This window comes from Algoriphagus namhaensis, assembly GCF_042649705.1.
Taxonomy (GTDB): Bacteria; Bacteroidota; Bacteroidia; order Cytophagales; family Cyclobacteriaceae; genus Algoriphagus; species Algoriphagus namhaensis.
Genome location: NZ_JBHRZS010000006.1, coordinates 580,913 through 597,683, shown reverse-complemented (window position 1 = coordinate 597,683; position 16,771 = coordinate 580,913). Strand labels below are relative to the sequence as shown.

General features: G+C 37.7%; 20 protein-coding genes. 1 reads left to right on the top strand and 19 read right to left on the bottom strand.

Features of this window, described 5'->3' with window-relative positions:
- Positions 1 to 58: 58 nt before the first annotated feature.
- The 12 genes from ACFOSV_RS06395 to ACFOSV_RS06340 form a co-directional block, all read right to left on the bottom strand.
- On the bottom strand, positions 59 to 1,372 hold the full coding sequence (locus tag ACFOSV_RS06395) for a polysaccharide deacetylase family protein (protein ID WP_377904555.1): 1,314 nt from the start codon (positions 1,370 to 1,372) through the stop codon (positions 59 to 61).
- A gap of 199 nt (positions 1,373 to 1,571) precedes the next feature.
- The gene (locus ACFOSV_RS06390) at positions 1,572 to 2,252 is read right to left on the bottom strand and encodes a DUF6090 family protein (protein ID WP_377904553.1); all 681 of its coding nucleotides are present in this window, start codon (positions 2,250 to 2,252) and stop codon (positions 1,572 to 1,574) included.
- 8 nt (positions 2,253 to 2,260) lie between these two features.
- Complete coding sequence (locus tag ACFOSV_RS06385) at positions 2,261 to 2,977, bottom strand: DUF6090 family protein (RefSeq protein ID WP_377904551.1); 717 nt, start codon at positions 2,975 to 2,977, stop codon at positions 2,261 to 2,263.
- A 226-nt stretch (positions 2,978 to 3,203) separates the two neighbouring features.
- On the bottom strand, positions 3,204 to 3,668 hold the full coding sequence (locus ACFOSV_RS06380) for a hypothetical protein (RefSeq protein ID WP_377904549.1): 465 nt from the start codon (positions 3,666 to 3,668) through the stop codon (positions 3,204 to 3,206).
- Positions 3,669 to 3,824: 156 nt separating this feature from the next.
- Positions 3,825 to 4,010: a hypothetical protein gene (locus tag ACFOSV_RS06375; protein WP_377904547.1), complete on the bottom strand. Its 186-nt coding sequence runs from the start codon at positions 4,008 to 4,010 to the stop codon at positions 3,825 to 3,827.
- A gap of 215 nt (positions 4,011 to 4,225) precedes the next feature.
- Entirely contained in the window at positions 4,226 to 4,759 is a 534-nt protein-coding gene (locus tag ACFOSV_RS06370; protein ID WP_377904545.1) for a DsrE family protein, read from the bottom strand.
- 131 nt (positions 4,760 to 4,890) lie between these two features.
- Positions 4,891 to 5,553 carry a DUF6090 family protein gene (locus ACFOSV_RS06365; protein ID WP_377904543.1) on the bottom strand — a complete coding sequence of 221 codons (663 nt, stop codon included), beginning with the start codon at positions 5,551 to 5,553 and terminating at the stop codon, positions 4,891 to 4,893.
- Positions 5,554 to 5,655: 102 nt separating this feature from the next.
- A complete protein-coding gene (locus ACFOSV_RS06360) occupies positions 5,656 to 6,393 on the bottom strand; it encodes a DUF6090 family protein (protein WP_377904541.1) in 738 nt (245 codons plus the stop codon).
- A complete protein-coding gene (locus tag ACFOSV_RS06355; protein ID WP_377904539.1) occupies positions 6,390 to 7,154 on the bottom strand; it encodes a hypothetical protein in 765 nt (254 codons plus the stop codon). The genes ACFOSV_RS06360 and ACFOSV_RS06355 overlap by 4 nt, the downstream gene beginning before the upstream one ends.
- Positions 7,151 to 7,882, bottom strand: coding sequence for a DUF6090 family protein (locus tag ACFOSV_RS06350; protein ID WP_377904537.1), 732 nt, complete (start codon positions 7,880 to 7,882; stop codon positions 7,151 to 7,153). The genes ACFOSV_RS06355 and ACFOSV_RS06350 overlap by 4 nt, the downstream gene beginning before the upstream one ends.
- 97 nt (positions 7,883 to 7,979) lie before the next feature.
- Positions 7,980 to 9,458 (bottom strand): sensor histidine kinase, encoded by a 1,479-nt coding sequence (locus ACFOSV_RS06345; protein WP_377905306.1) that lies wholly within the window; start codon positions 9,456 to 9,458, stop codon positions 7,980 to 7,982.
- A 20-nt stretch (positions 9,459 to 9,478) separates the two neighbouring features.
- A complete protein-coding gene (locus ACFOSV_RS06340; protein ID WP_377904535.1) occupies positions 9,479 to 10,216 on the bottom strand; it encodes a LytR/AlgR family response regulator transcription factor in 738 nt (245 codons plus the stop codon).
- Between the two features lie 352 nt (positions 10,217 to 10,568).
- Here ACFOSV_RS06340 and ACFOSV_RS06335 point away from each other — a divergent pair, with 352 nt between their 5' ends.
- The gene (locus tag ACFOSV_RS06335) at positions 10,569 to 11,525 is read left to right on the top strand and encodes a hypothetical protein (RefSeq protein ID WP_377904533.1); all 957 of its coding nucleotides are present in this window, start codon (positions 10,569 to 10,571) and stop codon (positions 11,523 to 11,525) included.
- Between the two features lie 168 nt (positions 11,526 to 11,693).
- Here the strand turns inward: ACFOSV_RS06335 and ACFOSV_RS06330 are convergent, their stop codons facing one another.
- From ACFOSV_RS06330 to ACFOSV_RS06300, 7 genes are read right to left on the bottom strand one after another with little or no spacing between them, the layout of a single operon-like run.
- On the bottom strand, positions 11,694 to 12,449 hold the full coding sequence (locus ACFOSV_RS06330; RefSeq protein WP_377904531.1) for a DUF6090 family protein: 756 nt from the start codon (positions 12,447 to 12,449) through the stop codon (positions 11,694 to 11,696).
- Between the two features lies 1 nt (position 12,450).
- Positions 12,451 to 13,161 (bottom strand): DUF6090 family protein, encoded by a 711-nt coding sequence (locus ACFOSV_RS06325; protein ID WP_377904529.1) that lies wholly within the window; start codon positions 13,159 to 13,161, stop codon positions 12,451 to 12,453.
- Positions 13,162 to 13,209: 48 nt separating this feature from the next.
- Positions 13,210 to 13,953 (bottom strand): DUF6090 family protein, encoded by a 744-nt coding sequence (locus tag ACFOSV_RS06320; protein WP_377904527.1) that lies wholly within the window; start codon positions 13,951 to 13,953, stop codon positions 13,210 to 13,212.
- A gap of 7 nt (positions 13,954 to 13,960) precedes the next feature.
- Complete coding sequence (locus ACFOSV_RS06315) at positions 13,961 to 14,659, bottom strand: DUF6090 family protein (protein WP_377904525.1); 699 nt, start codon at positions 14,657 to 14,659, stop codon at positions 13,961 to 13,963.
- A complete protein-coding gene (locus ACFOSV_RS06310) occupies positions 14,656 to 15,354 on the bottom strand; it encodes a DUF6090 family protein (protein ID WP_377904523.1) in 699 nt (232 codons plus the stop codon). The genes ACFOSV_RS06315 and ACFOSV_RS06310 overlap by 4 nt, the downstream gene beginning before the upstream one ends.
- Positions 15,351 to 16,049 (bottom strand): hypothetical protein, encoded by a 699-nt coding sequence (locus tag ACFOSV_RS06305; protein ID WP_377904521.1) that lies wholly within the window; start codon positions 16,047 to 16,049, stop codon positions 15,351 to 15,353. Before ACFOSV_RS06305 ends, ACFOSV_RS06310 begins: the two co-directional genes overlap by 4 nt.
- Positions 16,046 to 16,771, bottom strand: a complete 726-nt coding sequence (locus tag ACFOSV_RS06300; RefSeq protein WP_377904519.1) for a DUF6090 family protein — start codon at positions 16,769 to 16,771, stop codon at positions 16,046 to 16,048. The genes ACFOSV_RS06305 and ACFOSV_RS06300 overlap by 4 nt, the downstream gene beginning before the upstream one ends.

Below are 16,771 nucleotides of genomic sequence, written 5' to 3'. Positions count from 1 at the left end.
ACTTAGCCTAGGATTGAGGTTTCAATCGGAGAAAAAACTGAGGCAAATACCATTTATTTTAATTTTGCATGATCATTGTTTGGCCCTCTTCAAGGGTCAATGGTACTAAGATAAATCTCCCATTCTGATCCTTGTGAATATTGAAGTCTTCGCCACCTCCATTTTTTGCTCCAGTCCAGCTTTCCGGTACATATGTTTTTATCGTCAGAGGAACAGAATAGATCCTTGTATCTAAATCTGATTCTAAGGAAATGGTAATCTTTCCATCGGCAAGAGAACTCTTTACCGTGGAATTTTGTCTTGCTCTAATGTATTTGGTCACTTCACGGAAGGTATCGATCCAAAGATCGTTTTGAGTGGTTTTCATAAAGGAAAAGTACTCCTTGAGTTCGTCTCTTGTTTTGGGCTCCCAGCCCAGATTCTCAACTCCATGGATTACCAAAACCAACCAAATGTTATCGTGATTTAGGGTAGTATCTATCCAGGATTTCATGTCCTCGAAGCTGTGACGAGAGAGGATTCCTCTCTGCCATTGTACATATTCTCTATCTGACTCTCCAGGTTGGGCCCGGCTTCCGCGGTTTATTTCAGTCAACCAAGACTCTGGCATTCTGTTCCTTAAGGCAGGGTAAATCTCATAGGCATATTCCATTACCCGTTCATTTTCTGTGCCATATGGCCCTTCGGCTGAGAAAATGGATTCTTCTCCCATGAACTTTAACAGGTCTGACTTACTCTGTTCCAGTTCATAAAGCATATTCACTTCATCTAAAACAGCAAGACGCGGGTGGGTCACTGTGTGTGAGGCAATCTCATGGCCTTGAGCGGCATAAGATCTAAACTGCTCCCAAGTGGTCGTATCTTCAGGATTATTATGGAAGATTACTTCTCCCAATTCTCCAATGGTCCCATTTCGGATTTTTTCATATCCCTCATCGATCAATGCATGAGCCTCATCAACTCGTCCTGACTCAAAAAGGGACCCAGCCCTTGCGTGGTAATCTTCAGCTTCAGTGGTTCCAGTGAAGGCAATGAGGGAAGCTCGCTCGAAGAAATTAGTAGAATCGGTTTTTGTTTGAGCTGTTTCACGAATGATATCTTCGGGATCTCTTCCAATAAATTTACCCTTTGCGGACCCTTCTACTTTCCCCGTGAGGATGTAGAATGTGGCAGGTAAATTTAGGCTGTCAAGAATGGGCTTCGCAATGGTGAATTGATTGATGATCCCATCATCAAAGGTGATTGAAATTGCTCCAGTTTTGTTATCTGGCCACTTGGTAATCTCGGATCGTATGGATTCAGGCGTTTCTTGTGCACATGAAAAGAACAGTGAAACAGAAATTAGTATGAGTAAAATTTGATGATTTTTCATTTGATAGGCTTACTCTAAAGTTTCAAATCGAATAAGTACCAACTTACTGATTTCATATACTAAAAAGCAGGACTTTTATATCAACGTTTTATTTGTGTGATAATCCTCTATCCTAGATACACTGAGATAACTATTGTCGATACTGCATTTTCCGTTAGATATTCCGGCCATTTTACTTTTAGACTGGGAAGGATGGGTTTTATTCCGCTAGTCTTTTTATTTCTTCATTAATTTCTCCAATGAGGGCCCTGAGTTGATCTTGTGTTCTGGCAGATAGATTCAATCGAAGATCAACATAGCGCCTGTTATTTTTTATCAAATTTCTAAAGTAGTGGTTGGACTTTAGTTGTTGTGGGTTTATTGCGGTTGATCGTAAAGCAAAATTCTTATCCAACTCTAATTCCAATTGTCCCAATAGGCTTTGGTGATAGTCATTTCGAAAGGCCATATTATACATCCCTTGCTCATACATCTTAGTGATTCCTGCTTGAAGAAAGTTATTGGAGATAAAGCTAAAGCCCTCATTTCTCATGTACTGATACGTGGAATTCGCGTTATTAACAATTCCTGTACGTGTAGTTTGAATAATTATGGAGTCAAAACGGACTCCTTGCATCGAGTGATTATCAAGATACCAAGCCATTGAATCTAGGCCCTCTACATTTCCTCTTAGCCTTCCTCTTATCTCATCGATTTCAATAAGATTAAACTCTAAATCCTTTTTCAATTCCTCGTAAAACTTGATCTCTACTACTCTGGCCTTACGGCTTTCATTCCAATTATCTAAAACAAAAGCCCCATAGATTCCAATAGTGATCACCAGAATTTCAAGTATATATTCCGGCCATTTTTCTTTGAGTATGGTGATGATTCGTTTCATAGGGTAGTCTATCGGCTATGCTCTTGATTGATGTCATCTATTAGCTTTTCAAGGTCAATTAGGGTTTCATTGAGAAATCGTAATCTGAGCTTTCTGAAGTTAGTTAATTCAAAAATTACGTTTTTGAAATATTGATCCTTTCTTAAAAGGGAATAGTTTGTTGGAGTGCTAAGAATAAAGTCCCTAGGTGAATCAGGTGGTTTATTCAGCATGGGCCCTGGCTTAAATTTCGTCAGAGATTCTTCCCTTAACTTTGGCAGATAATCTGTGTAAAGCCTCTCTTCTCGGTTAAAAATATTAGTGAAATCTTCCTCATACATTAATGTGATTCTAAGTCTTAATGAATCATTTGAAATCAAGTTACCGTCACCATTCTGTAAGTTCGTGTAGGTTGTATTGGCATTGTTAAAGATTCCTGATGCCAGTAAATCCTGGATCCATGTAAGAAGTGAGTCAGTCACGGGCTCCTCAGTTTCTAAATAATGTAGAATTTTTTCTCCAGCTTCGATCTCTATCTCAACTCCGTCACGGATACTTTTTATTTCGCTGTAATTTTGTCTCAGATCTGCATTCAATTGTCTGAGAGTTTTCTGCTCAAGAGCCTTTGATTTGCGCTGCTCATTCCAAGTGTTCACTTGCAAGGCAAGGAGGATACCTATCATTACGAGAATGATCTCCCCAAGGGCATATAAGAGATATCGTGTGACCTGGTTCTGTTGGAGCAACTTTTGACGGATTTTTCGGAAAAAGAAAAGCATTCAATTCTACTTAAAAAAGTCTTACTGTTAATAAGTTAATTGGATTATTCAAATGAGCCATACCTCAATCTGAATTAAATACGATAAGGAGTTAAAAAACTAGGGAAAAAGTCTCAACCAAGGCCGTCCCTAGTTCATAAAAATGGTTGAGGAGTTGAGGCTCATCATTCTTCAACAGCCAAACTAAGCCTATTTAAAAGGCTTTCCCAATCTTGAATGTGGCTCCTGGCAAAAACTCTTCACTATCAATTAAATATTGGGGTCCTACATCTAAACTGATAACAAAACCCTTTTTCGTAATTCTATTGATCCCTATCGGTAAATAACCATAGCTGCCACCGGCAAAATATCCTGAGCCGATTATTACTCCGGTGTGAAAATTGACTTTTTCCGATCTAAATGCCGGGAGGTAAACCTTGGGTCCAATCGAGCCTCCTAAAAAGCCAAGTTGAACTTCGATGCCCAAATTAGAGGTTAATAATCGTTCATAAGTAAGGGCAAGAACGGGGTCGGTGAGACCTATCTTTGCACTCAAGATGTTTTTCAGCCTTTTAGATTCTGAGGCGGAATTTGATTGAGTTTGTGGGGGATTGTCATTTTGCGCCTGTGCGCTAATCGACAATGTGAAAACAAGGAAAAAAAAATAGACTATTTTCATACTTTTTATTAAAGGTTAAAATTTAAAATAGCGAGCTCATTTTTCTTTGTTGACCGATCCATATCAGTATATAGATGGTTTAAAAAGAGGTATTTTCATTTTTCCACGTGGTAAAAAAATACAGTTCAAGGCCCAATTAATTGGTATTTTTATTCTTTACCCCAGTTTACCATCCCCATCGATGTCTTGCCCGCTACGCTCTTCTAAAATATGAAGGGTCTTTAAAAGCAGGGCTTTGGTTTTGCTCAGCTCTTCTTCTAGGTATTCTACTCTGGCCTCGAGTGTATCGGCTTTCGCTTTTTGCTCGTCGATTTCATTTTGCTGGATTAAATCCCAAAACATTCCCATAAGTATAAAATTTAAGTGTACTTAATTAAAAAACTCCCCTCAGCCTTTGAAAAGAGGTACTATGTGAATTATCGAATCGATTCACGTAAATCGATATTCGATATTGCTAATGCCCCCATTTCGGTTTCTGTGGTCGGGGTGATTATGATTACTAATTTTTGTCTCTATAATTTAGCTAATTATGCTTAAAGCAGAATGCAGGCCCGAGCCTAATAAATGGATACGAAACCATTGGTTAAATGCTCAGATGCGACAGTAATCCGAGAGGAACCTATTTTTAGGCCTTCGATCAGCATTTCTGGCATAATGTCCTGCTTCATCATAGATTGCCCACATACAAAAACGTCCACCCCAGCATCTTGAAATTTTTGAATAAGTTCTAGGTTGGGATTATCAGTTCCAAAACGTTTTTGGAATTCCGCATTATTGAGCGTAGTGAAAACAGAGCCCGAAAACAGTACAATAGACATTTTGAAATTTTCAGCTGGCACTCCCGCATGGGCATGCGCATTGACCACTCGTGCGAAGTAGTCTAGTGGATCGTATAATTCCGTTTTATCTTTCTGGCCGCTGAAGGCTTCTGCCAATAATTTGTATTGAAGTGAAGGGTCAGGTTTGATGGTTTCGAATGGCATGTCGATCACTGAACCATAGCCTTTAATGACTGGAAATACTTCTTGCTGTGCAAAGGTCACTTGAGCTAAGAGAAGGGTAAAACCAAGGGTGAGGAGTAGAGATTTCATAAAAATTCGGTTTGGGTGGATAAGGTAAAAGGAATAGACTTCGCTCACTGCTTAATTGGTCGGTTTCTTTTTCTTAATTTCTAATTTTGTGTCGACAGTTGTATTTCGGATCGGTTCACCATTTACCGAAATCATTTCAGGTTTTTTTGTAATAGGGCGATTATTTCTTCATTCAGTTCTTTTGTTGACTCTAACTTCAAATTCAATGCATTGGAAAAAATCAATCGGTTTTCAATTAAATTTTCAAATTCCAGTGAATTCAAAAGCTCTCTGTTATCCAAATCAAACCCACTTTCTGGGAAACTTTGGGCAAATGGATTGACTGACAGTTTATCAATATTCAACCATACTCCATTTTCTATAATGAAGTCAATGAGTTTGAATTCTAAAACGAATGCCGAATTTTCTGCTTGCTCCACATCTTCGAGTATAGATTTCCAGAGCGAAAGTTTGTTTCTCAAGTTGGCGTCCTGAATGACACCTAACCTACCCGAGCTGAGGACTTCGTCCAAAAATCCATTACGCGGTTTGAAGGGTTTTACGGTATAGATATAGCTCAATAACGCATCAAATTCTTCTCTAGTAGCGGGTTTGGGTTTGGTTCCGGTATAGTCTAGAATTTGAAAATTTTTATCTAATACTTCTTTTTTAATTTCCAGTGAATTTATCAAAATCGAATCATTGTATAAGAAGTCACCAATTAAGTTGGCTAAGATCTCCTGCTCACTTTCGGAAGCTTTTTTCTGTTCATTCCAAGTATTGATTTGCAAGGCGATCAAGATTCCGATGGTCACCAAAATAATTTCTCCTACAGCATAGATTAGATATCGGGTGACTCGGTTTTGTGAAAGGAGTTTTTGGCGAATTTTTCGGAAAAAGCTGAATATAGAAAAGTTTTAGGGGTTTGACTCCTCAATCATTTGGATTAAAGTCTCTTTTGAAGCTACTAACCAGCGCTTGGTATTTTTGTACATGTATAATTTATCATCAATTAAGTTTTCGAATTGAGCGTCTGATAACAAGTGGTTGTTACTAATCTCCAGTTTTGAGGGATTATAGTTGAAAGTGGGGTTGGAAGTATCCACATTTCTTAAGGAGCCAAATTCCTTGACGTAGAAGATAATTTCTTCTCCTGTTTTTTCTGTCCTTGACTGGACCTCCAACATTTCATTTTGTTGCCTTGACCATTGATAAAGCAAGAGCTTTAATCGATCGTTTGTTAGGTTGGTAATGCTTCCCGAGTTGGTTAAACTATTTAGAATATACTGGCTGGGCTTCCAATTGGGAGAATAGAGAGCAGAAGAAATCCATGAATCTACGGAGTCTTTCATGTCCGTTGCAGGATTTTTAGAAAACGAGTTAAACATTCTCTCTAAAGCGGAGATTACCTTATCTACTTCAACCGAAACCGAATCCAAGTCCTTTAGATTGTCCTTAAATTCAACTTGGAGATTTGTTAATAATTGAATTTCCTTTTCTCTTTCCTTTCTTTTTTCATTCCAATTATTGACTTGTAGGGCCAACAGAATCCCTATCACCACTAGTGCAATCTCGCCAATTGCATAGATTAGATATCGTGTGACCCTATTTTGCTGCAAGAGTTTCTGGCGGATTTTTCGGAAAAAACTAATCATTGCTCCAGGTATTTTTGAACTTGGTTTGATAATGTAAGATTGGATTCCTTATAGGTATTCAGGTTGGTAAAAACCAGTTCACTCTGGTGCAAGAGATCTACGAGAAAGTTTAATACTTCAGGTTCTTTGATAAATTCTTTAAAATCTGTTCTAAAATTGTCCTCGAGCTCTAAACGGAAATTAGGAATGGATTGATAATAGGTACCAGCCTGAAGTTTATCCAGAGGATCAAATTGTGGAGTATTGTTAAAATCAAACGTGCCAGCTCTTTGTTGATAAATCTCTAGAGACCACTCTAAATATTGCATGGAATAGTGCGTGATGATTTCCTCGGATAGTTTTTTGTCTTCAATTTCTTGAAGAAGACCACTTCCATAAAGTGTCTGATAGCTGGTATTAAACTTTGAAAATTTTCTGAATTCAAACGTGTTCAAGAAATATTCGCCGAGCTCTTGATTGGTATTGACTTCCTTCCCTTGGTAGTTCAAAAGGATTTTCTGAATACCATCTGTAATGTCACCATAATAGCCAATCAAAAAATCAATACGCTTAGCTTCCAATTTCAAGTCTGATTGAACCCCAATTAAAAGCTGCTCTGTTTCTTTTTTTTCATCGGCTAACTCTTTTTGAATATTTAATTGAAGGGCAATCAAAATCCCTATCACTACCAGCAGAATTTCCCCTAAAGCATAAATCAAATAGCGAGTAACCCGATTCTGGGAAAGTAGTTTTTGGCGAATTTTGCGAAACAGAGTTATCATTTTTCCAAGCATTTCGGCTCTAAAACTAGAATTAGGCGCTCCACCTCTTCCCTAATCTGGGCATAAAGTTGCAATTGTCTGGCATTACAAGAAATGTAAGTCAATCCTCCATTTAGAAGTTTGAAGCTCATACTTTCAGATAAACTTTCCTCATAGTCTAAATTCATGGATTCATACACATCCTTTTCCATACCCTTGATTAGTTTTTCGCTAAACATTTGGGAATGAATCCGACCGCTTTCAAAAAGGTCTCGCTCCAAATAATATGTGTCTAGGGCAATATTGGCATTAACCTGAATGATGCTGAGATAGCCTTCTACTTTTTTGTAATAGTTATTAAGTGACTTAATGACATTTTTATCCTGGATGAGATTCAGATTAGCTCCGGATTTCAGATCGTCAAAGGCAGAACTAGTCGGGCTAAAATCCGAGTAAATAGCCAATATGGAAAGGCCCAATTGTTCGCCAACTTCTACTTTTTTGGCATTGGGTTTTTGCAGAAGACGGACAGCCTCATTGGAGGCCTTGAGTCGGTCTTCGGCTAGACTAGCAAACTGATTGAGCTGTTCCAAATCTTGCTCAGCATCTTCTAAAAGCCTGCAATAGTATTCTTTTTCAAGTTTGGTTTCCTTTCGGTTTTCATTCCAAGTATTGACTTGAAGTGCGATCAGGATGCCTATGGTGACCAATACAATTTCCCCCAGAGCATAAATAAGATATCGAGTCATCCGATTTTGGGATAAAAGTTTTTGACGGATTTTCCTAAAAAATGAGATCATACGCAAATTGTATTAGCAGTACAGTTAAAGTTTTCAATCCGCATTACTACATGATTGAGATTTGTATAGAAGCGATTGTACCTGAATTTAGTGAATCTACTTCTTTTTTGTCGTAGACATTGATTGAACCTTGAATCCCATATTTTTGGGAAAAATGGCGAAGTCTTTCTTTAGATATGGCCAGCCCAAGAGAATCTTTTTTATGCACTTTTTTTGTCCTATTCTTTTTTGAAAAGTTAATTCCAACTCCATTGTCCTCAATTTCTATAAGAAGTACCTTTTCTGATAGATTACCTATACGAATTTTGAGCTGCATTGGTGAGGTCGTACTTGGAGATAAGCCATGCCATATAGCATTTTCTAAAAATGGCTGAAGCAGGAGTGAAGGAACTTTGATCGCGGCAGTGTCCACCTCTTCCTCACCTTCGATTTTAAACTCAATTTTCTGATCAAATCTTAGGTTTTCAATATTGACATAAAGCCTCATTGTTTCTAGCTCTTCAGCGAGACTAATCTCCTTTTCTTGGGTGGAGGCCAAAATCTTACGAATGAGTTTGGCAAATTTATTCAAGTAATAAACCGCATCTTCCCGCTTGTTGTCGATGATATAGGACTTGATGGAATTGAGTGAATTGAAGATAAAGTGAGGGTTCATTTGGCTTCGAAGTGCCAATAGTTTTAACTCTGCAATTTCTTTGTCAAAACTCGCCTTAAGGGTCTTTACCTTCTCCTCCTCCGCTTGGCTTTCCATGATTTTAACGCTAGCCTCCAGTCGTTTTTGAATCTGAATTCGAAGTTTCTCATTTTCCTCGAATTGAGAAATAAGCTTTTGCTGTGACTCGTTTCTCTCTTTCAAAATAAGTTTTTGCTTGTGTCCTAGCCCAAGTGAAAAAAGAACATTTTCCAGCAAAAAACCGAGATATAGGATACTATAGGAGGGTTCTACGGAAAGCCCAGCAATTTTCAGATTTTGATGAATATGAAGAGATGTCAAAGAAAAAATCAAAAGAAGAAAAGAACCAGAAATCATATAGTATTTCAGTGGAGTTCGAACCTTGAAAAATGGAATATAGGTGACAATTCCTAGAGAAGACATAAGGATCGTGAAAAAATAATAACCTTTTAGAAGGACTTCCTCAATCCGAGGATCAATAAGCAAATAATACAAAAAAAGGAGAGTACAATATCCGATAATAATCCAAAGACAGGTCTTAATAATTGAATACCACCTTGGTAGTTCCTTCTTGATGTTCAAAAATTCTAGACCAAATAGGACATATAATAAGTAGTAGACCTCAGTGTGAATCATGGGGTAATCCATAATCCAAGAAGAGTTTCCTCCTAAATCAAAAAGGAATCCCTCTGAAAGATGGTTGAACTGGGAAAGGATGATGAAAAAAGTATATCCGCTATAGAGGAGATAAATTTTGTCTTTTTGTTGAAAAAATAGAAAGAAATGAAAAGCAGTTAATATAAATAATGCACCAAGGGTGAACTGTAGAAATCCATTCGAGAAAGGATGCAAATAGAAATCTTCAAAGAATCTCAACTATTCAGGATTTGAAGTAATTCACTTTTCTTAGATCGGGATATGGGTACTGTCGAGCCATCTGAAAGCGTAAGATGAGCTCCATCCTGATTGACAAATTCTTTGATGGAAGCCAGTCTGACGATGTAGGAATTATGCACTCGGAAAAAGCCTGAACCCAAAATTTCTTCCAATTCTTTCAGTCGGATGGTGAACAGCTCTTTTTTATGATTAGAAAAAAAGAGTTCTGAATAATTCCCGTCAGATTTGCAGTAAAGGATATCATTCTTTTCAATAAAACAGGTCTTTCCCGCCATTGATAAGGCGATTTTTTTACTCTCTTTTTCTTTGATATCCAGCATCATGTCCTTGATCATTGTGCCTAGACCATGACGTTCTTTGTGACTTCTGATCCGATCTAAAGCCTGAACTAAATCGTCTGAGTCTACAGGCTTGAGTAAATAATCTACTGCATGTTCACGGAAGGCCTTCAATGCATATCGATCGTATGCAGAAGTGATGATCAAATCGAAGTTTCTAAAGTGCAGCTGATGAAGTAACTCAAATCCGTCCATGCCTGGCATTTCTACATCCAAAAAAACGCAGTCAGGCTTCAAGTAATTAATTGCTGACACCGCTTCAACTGGGTCTGTGAAGCTATCCAAAACCTTTACATCCTTGCAAAATTTTTCAATTTCCCAAGTTAGATTCTTAATTGCGTTGGTCTCATCATCTACAATAATGACTCTTATCATACCAAATTAATATACAGATTTCTGGAAGATTTGAAAACGTGTTGTCGGATTCAATTTCATCAATAACCAGATGTCTAATTAACCTAAATGAGTGTGGTTTACCTAACCAGGTAGGGCGCTGAGGAAGAAAAGTACTTTTCTGGTAGTGATTAGTACATGATTGGTATGAATCCAGCGATGATTTGATCTTCAGCGAATTTTTTGCCCGTTATGATTGCCTATCAAAAAACTACAGCAATCTATGTAACCAAGCTATCCAAGGGTCAGGTTGGATTTTCAAGTTTTTTTAAAACCATTTAAAATCAGGTATTCAATCCTCATAATGAGGTGTTTAGACTTATTTGAAAACCCTATGATCAAACAAGTAAAAGAGGTTTTACTATTCGTATTCGGCCTCACTCTTCTCGCATATTGTAGTCCAAAGGACTCTAAAGATTCATCTCAAGATTTGAAACAGAAGCAAATTGATCCCTTAAAAGAAGGCATAGTTGAGGTGAAAACTCGAGGAATGGAGTTTATTGTGGCGGACACCCTGTACTCTGGTTGGAATCAGTTGGTTTATGAAAATGAATCGGCAGAGGTGCACTTTATTCTGATGGACTATTACCCTGAGGGTAAAACAATTGAAGACAATAAGCGAGAAGTACTTCCACCTTTTGAAATTGGTATGAAAAACATTATCGAAGGTCAAATGGAAGAGGCGATTGCTGCATTTGGCAAATTACCTGAATGGTTTTTTCAAGTCCAGTACCACGGCGGGACTGGATTGATATCTCCAGGGCAAACGGCTAAAAGCACGATTTTTTTAAGTCCTGGGCTTTACCTAATGGAATGTTATGTAAAAGCCGCGAATGGGGAATGGCATACGTCTCATGGAATGATTAAGCAAATAATCGTACTCGATTCTCCAAGCTCCATGACTGCCCCAGTGCACAACAATTCAATTTCAATATCTAGCACAGATGGAATCCAACTAGCCAATGACCCAACCGAGGGTAATCAGGTGTTGGAAGTAAGCTTTCAAGACCAAAAAGTCTACGAGCACTTTGTTGGTCACGACGTGAACTTAGTGCGCTATGAGAATGGAGCCTCTTTAGACACCCTGCAGTACTGGTTGAATTGGATGAATCCTACTGGTCTCCGGACTCCCGCACCTCAGGGCTTTACATTTCTTGGAGGCATGAACAATCTGGATGGAGATAAAAAAGGCTACTTCGAAGCTGAACTACTACCGGGAAATTATGTGCTGATCTCAGAAGTGCCAGAAGCGGGTAAAAAGAATCTTATGCTGTCTTTCACAATAAACTAATTAGCATCAAACTTAACACAAATCTAGCATGGTCAACTATCCTTCTTGAAGGGTAAGAAGGATAGTCGACCATGACCAAGGTGATCTCACCGAATGCGTAAATCAAGTAGCGAGTGAGCTTATTTTCACTTAGAAGCTTTTAACGGATTTTGTGAAAAATTGAAATCATCACTCTGATTTTATATTTGACACTGTTTCTGAAATAATTTTATCACTGATCTCATGAAGTACGTATAAAGCATTCAAATAATTAGCTATTCCCCATGCATGACTGTCTAGCTGGTTTTCAAACTCCAAGTCCTGAAATATTTTATTTATCTGTGATTCGAATTTTGACTCTTCTTCCCAGTCCAAAAAACCAAAGCGGTCGATATTTTTAAGAGAAGTGTTCTTCATCAAATAAGGCAATAACAATGTTTGCGCAGTTTCATCCAAGGTTTCGAAGCTTTCATCCTTTTCCACAATCTCACCGTTCCACTCAAAAATTAGCTTTCTCAAGTTTTCGGATGAAATGAGGTTCAGATTCCCGGAAGAGATGAGATCTTCAATCGCAGATTGAGAAGTGCTAATGTCCCGGAAACTTATACTTCGCTCCAGAAGACTATCCAAATTGTAAGTATTAAGTATCGAATCGGGCTGTTTAAATAACTTCATGAGACCCTTGGTAGTACCCAGAATGGCCTCGTGCAGTTCGATAGTTGCTAGTATTTTCTCCTTATTTCCAATAAACTCGGAGTGAAGATTTTGAAGGATTAATTTTTCTCTGTTGCTATCCTTTCTTTGTTCATTCCAAGTATTGATTTGCAGAGCTATCAGGATACCTATGGTGACAAGTACAATTTCCCCAAGAGCATAGACCAGGTAGCGAGTGACCCTGTTTTGCTGAAGAAGCTTTTGACGAATTTTTCTAAAAAATGAGATCATGTTAAGGAGAAGTGGCCTTCAAGATATTTTCAATCAATTCTATAGAACTTTCATACTGATTTAAAAGTAAAACGCTCGTGGTGTATTTGTCATCAAGGACATTTTCGAAGTTGATATCGTACAATAGCACAGAATTACTTAACTCAAATGTTGACCTAGAATACTGTTTTCCTTGATTCTTCAAGTATCCGGAATCCACATTTCTCATAGAGCCGTTCTCCTTGATATATTCCAACATTGAATTGCTACTTCGAAGATCATCTACGGCAAACTCAATTACATTTTCATAGTGTCGCTCCCAGCCAAATAAAAGGGACTGTAATTGCGGATTAGAGAGTTTGGAGATTTGGCCTGAGTTTTTGAGATCATTGAGTACATAAGAGCTTGGATTCCATGTCATATTGATCAGCGCAAGACTCAATAGGCTATCCAATACATCGTCTGAGGGTAGATCCCTAGAGTTTATTAAACTTAGGATAAGCTCTTGGGCACTTACCATCTCCTTTATTCGATCAATGTCATAGTTTAATGAATTCAAATTTTCCTCAAATTCTGAATGAAGGGCTCCGATAATTTGGTGTTCCTTGGCAGCTTCTCGTCTTGATTCATTTTGATTATTGACTCCCAATGCAATCAGAATTCCGATCACTACAAGCAAAATCTCACCCAAGGCATATACCAGATATCGTGTCACTTTATTTTGTGCGAGCATTTTTTGGCGGATTTTTCTAAAAAATGAGATCATATATTTCGCGGAAAATCAATTCTGGGACAAAGTGCACTTGTTTTCAAGAAGTGGAGTAAGGTCCTTGATTTTGTTCAAAATAGAACCATAGTGTAGGTTATTTCTATAATTTACGGCGATCAGTAAGGATGCCACATGTTTGAGTTCTTTCAGTTGAAGAGGGGTTAGTGGATTTCGGTCGAGTAACTCTTGCTGGACAATTGTGGTGTCAAGTCCTTCTTTCATAAAGGTGTTATCAATAAAACCTATGGCATAAAAGTCATCGATTTCAAACATTTCATCAAGGCCAATTCGGCCATTGGTGGAGATATTATTCGCCAGGCCTTCTGCTTCTTGAAGATATATCCCTACCTGATCCACGATAGTTTGATCTGTAAATGTATTGAGATTTCCACTAGACTTTAAGTCGCTATACCCAGCAGAAATGGGGGTGAACTCGTAACTTATCTTTGAAGTTGCTTGAAGCATTAACTGGATGGATTTTTCCTTTTCAGGAGAATCTAAAAGTAACTCTCGAAGTAATTCATTGCTTTTCGTCAATCGAAGTTCGCTTTCCTCCAGAAGGATATTCAGTTGGATTTCATCTTGCTTAAGGTCTGCTAAAAATCTGCAATAATAATCCTCTACAAGGCTTCTATTTTTTGCGTTTTCATTCCAATTATTCAGCGCAAAGGCCCCCAAAATACCGATGGTAATCACCAGAATTTCCAGGATATATTCGGGCCATTTTTCTTTGAGGATGGAAAGGATTCTTTTCATTGGTTGATTATTCGTTTAACTCCTGATCTATCATTGAAATCACCTGTTTTATCTCTTCGATTGCATCCCCATAAATTTCTATTCCTGCTTTTCGATACCTGATAATTGTGCTCAGGATGTTTTGAAATTCTTGACTTTGTTTGATGGCTTCAAAATCGTTTGGTCTAGCACTTGGAAAAGATGCTTCATTCACTCTTCTAATATTTTTGGAAGAGTAGGGCATAAAGACCGATTCATAATAAGACCATTCCACATGGTCATAATCATCTTCTACAAAAATTAAGATTCCGTCGTAAAGATTTACAATTGAATTTCTAAGTGCTTTATTCTCTATGAGATCTATACCCTGCGACTTTAGGGATTGATAGGCTGAAGATATTGCATATGGGCTTTTCCAGCCGCCTAATGATGCAAAACAACTATCGAGTTCGATTGAATAAGGTTGATTTTCATGAATATAATATTCAATCCTTTCTGCGTTACGGATGGTTTGGGCATTGAATACAGTGTCCTTTTCAAATTTTTTGATGGTATTGATGAGATCCTCTCGAATGTTGGATAACAGTATTCTTTCTTCTCGCTCACTCAATCGATTTTCATTCCAATTATTCAGTGCAAAGGCACCTAAAATACCGATCGTAATGACTAGAATCTCCAAGATATACTCTGGCCATTTTTCTTTGAGTATAGAGAGGATTCTTTTCATTTCGCGAGTTCTTCTTCTACCAATTCTAAAATATTCTTCATTTGGCCTAAGGCTAATTTTTGAATCTCGATCCATTCAAACAATAGGAAGTATTTATTTACTGCCTGATTTTTGAACTGCGGAGAGTTTACTGTTTTTAGTTGCTCATCTGTCACACTATAAGGAAGATCCCGTAAAACTGAGTAGCTGATTACATTTAGGTTGTTTTGATTTATAAATGGACTGATTTCATTTACCCAGTTTTGATTTAGGAAATTTTCAGAGTTTTCGATCTGATTAACCGTTAGCTTTAATTTTCTTGATAAATCTAGAATTTCTAATTGATTTTTGAACAGGTTCGAGTTTAGCAACTCATTCAGGACAGATACCTCGGGTACAGAAGGGGGAAAAGATAAGACATCCACGATGCATCTTCCAGCTTCATCCTTTTCCAATCCGACATTCGATTGTATGAAAGCATCCAATCGGTTCAATATCGGTTCATTTTTGATAGTAATTCGGTCCTCTAAAAAAGTAATGTTGTCGGTTAGCTCATTTCGGTATGAATTGAGCATTTCCTTCCTTGAGGAGGTCTCTTTTCGATTTTCATTCCAGTTATTCAGTGCAAAGGCACCCAAAATACCGATCGTAATGACCAGAATCTCCAAGATATACTCTGGCCATTTTTCTTTGAGGATGGAGAGAATGCGTTTCATTCTTGGGGGGTTAAATAGCTATCAATTTCTTCGATAATTGTTAGGGCTTCTGATCGAAAACGAAGTAGTTCAGATACATATATGTCATAAAGAATATAATAGGCACCCACCCTTTTTCTAAATACCATATTATCAATAGCATAATCTGAAAAAGCGGTTCTATCGTTTTCTCCAAATGCGAATTCCAAAAACCAATCTTGTTGCGTCCAATAATCATAGTTATTGCGAAAGTTATTGGCGAGCTCATCGCTGGCTATATCGATTTCGACTAGGTGTTCGGTATAAAAATGACTCACTAGATTCGATAGTCTCATACTTTCTTCGTCATCCAAGTCTACCGAATTCTCAAGTAATGTTAGACCCCGCTGCTCTATCATGAGATCTTCATAGCCTAAGAATGATTTGGCAAAAATTGGATCGGAGATTAATTCCTCTTGGGAAGCACGACCTTCAATCATTTCAAGCATATGTTTCATACTGATTTGATATCCTTCAAGGGCAGAATCGATTTCTGAAATATCAGATAAAAGATCGTCCTTTATAAATCCATAGATTTTCCTATTCTGGACTTCAAGTGCTCGTGATTCTTTCCAGCTATTAAGGAGAAAAGCTCCCAAAATACCGATAGTAATTACCAGAATCTCAAGAAAATATTCTGGCCATTTTTTTCTTAACAAGGTGAGGATTCGGTTCATATCACTTCCTTTTTAATCAAATTCCGAAGGGCGTAATTCCTACTTTTCAGCTCGTCGAAATATTCCATGGTTTCTTCTGCTTTTAGATTTGTCTCAAAAAGCACTTGTCCAAAGTCATCCTGTAGGATTACCTTGAAGAATTGTTCTCGATCTAAAGCAGATTTATCTTTTTCGTCATTGTCAAAAAGAAAATCAGGGTTCAGGGTAAGATTTTTTGCTAGATATGGCCTGACGGTTTCTTTGACCACCTTGTCATATTGCTGATAAGAATTTTCAACTTTCGCGAGAAATTGATAGTAATCAAGAATCAGCTTTCTAATTTCTTCATCACTTACTTGAGTGCCGATATTAGGATGGTTGCTAAGAGTTATGGAATGGTATCTGATCGAACCCCTGATCGAAACTGGATTCTTAATATCAGTAGGTTCCAGAATTCCCTTTCGTACCAAATATAGTTCTCGATGGGATTGAACTACAGTTGATAAATCCCTCTCGTAATCACCAAGTAGCACTGAATCTGCCATCAGATCAACCATAAAATTTGTCAGCAATTCTTTTTGAGCTATTTCCGCCTTTCTATCCTCATTCCAATTATTCACTTGAAGTGCGATCAAAATCCCAATTACCACCAGCAATATTTCACCTAGTGCATAAGCTATGTAGCGAGTAATGGTGTTAGCCTTTAAAAGTTTTTGACGGATTTTTCTAAAAAATGAAAACAT

What these genes read in the sequence shown, in the direction of transcription:
- ACFOSV_RS06305 (WP_377904521.1), bottom strand. Translation starts at nt 16,049, where the DNA reads ATGAACCGAATCCTCACCTTGTTAAGAAAAAAATGGCCAGAATATTTT.
- ACFOSV_RS06335 (WP_377904533.1), top strand. Translation starts at nt 10,569, where the DNA reads ATGATCAAACAAGTAAAAGAGGTTTTACTATTCGTATTCGGCCTCACT.
- ACFOSV_RS06300 (WP_377904519.1), bottom strand. Translation starts at nt 16,771, where the DNA reads ATGTTTTCATTTTTTAGAAAAATCCGTCAAAAACTTTTAAAGGCTAAC.
- ACFOSV_RS06370 (WP_377904545.1), bottom strand. Translation starts at nt 4,759, where the DNA reads ATGAAATCTCTACTCCTCACCCTTGGTTTTACCCTTCTCTTAGCTCAA.
- ACFOSV_RS06360 (WP_377904541.1), bottom strand. Translation starts at nt 6,393, where the DNA reads ATGATTAGTTTTTTCCGAAAAATCCGCCAGAAACTCTTGCAGCAAAAT.
- ACFOSV_RS06395 (WP_377904555.1), bottom strand. Translation starts at nt 1,372, where the DNA reads ATGAAAAATCATCAAATTTTACTCATACTAATTTCTGTTTCACTGTTC.
- ACFOSV_RS06310 (WP_377904523.1), bottom strand. Translation starts at nt 15,354, where the DNA reads ATGAAACGCATTCTCTCCATCCTCAAAGAAAAATGGCCAGAGTATATC.
- ACFOSV_RS06380 (WP_377904549.1), bottom strand. Translation starts at nt 3,668, where the DNA reads ATGAAAATAGTCTATTTTTTTTTCCTTGTTTTCACATTGTCGATTAGC.
- ACFOSV_RS06320 (WP_377904527.1), bottom strand. Translation starts at nt 13,953, where the DNA reads ATGAAAAGAATCCTTTCCATCCTCAAAGAAAAATGGCCCGAATATATC.
- ACFOSV_RS06375 (WP_377904547.1), bottom strand. Translation starts at nt 4,010, where the DNA reads ATGTTTTGGGATTTAATCCAGCAAAATGAAATCGACGAGCAAAAAGCG.
- ACFOSV_RS06315 (WP_377904525.1), bottom strand. Translation starts at nt 14,659, where the DNA reads ATGAAAAGAATCCTCTCTATACTCAAAGAAAAATGGCCAGAGTATATC.
- ACFOSV_RS06330 (WP_377904531.1), bottom strand. Translation starts at nt 12,449, where the DNA reads ATGATCTCATTTTTTAGAAAAATTCGTCAAAAGCTTCTTCAGCAAAAC.
- ACFOSV_RS06390 (WP_377904553.1), bottom strand. Translation starts at nt 2,252, where the DNA reads ATGAAACGAATCATCACCATACTCAAAGAAAAATGGCCGGAATATATA.
- ACFOSV_RS06340 (WP_377904535.1), bottom strand. Translation starts at nt 10,216, where the DNA reads ATGATAAGAGTCATTATTGTAGATGATGAGACCAACGCAATTAAGAAT.
- ACFOSV_RS06350 (WP_377904537.1), bottom strand. Translation starts at nt 7,882, where the DNA reads ATGACTCGATATCTTATTTATGCTCTGGGGGAAATTGTATTGGTCACC.
- ACFOSV_RS06325 (WP_377904529.1), bottom strand. Translation starts at nt 13,161, where the DNA reads ATGCTCGCACAAAATAAAGTGACACGATATCTGGTATATGCCTTGGGT.
- ACFOSV_RS06355 (WP_377904539.1), bottom strand. Translation starts at nt 7,154, where the DNA reads ATGATAACTCTGTTTCGCAAAATTCGCCAAAAACTACTTTCCCAGAAT.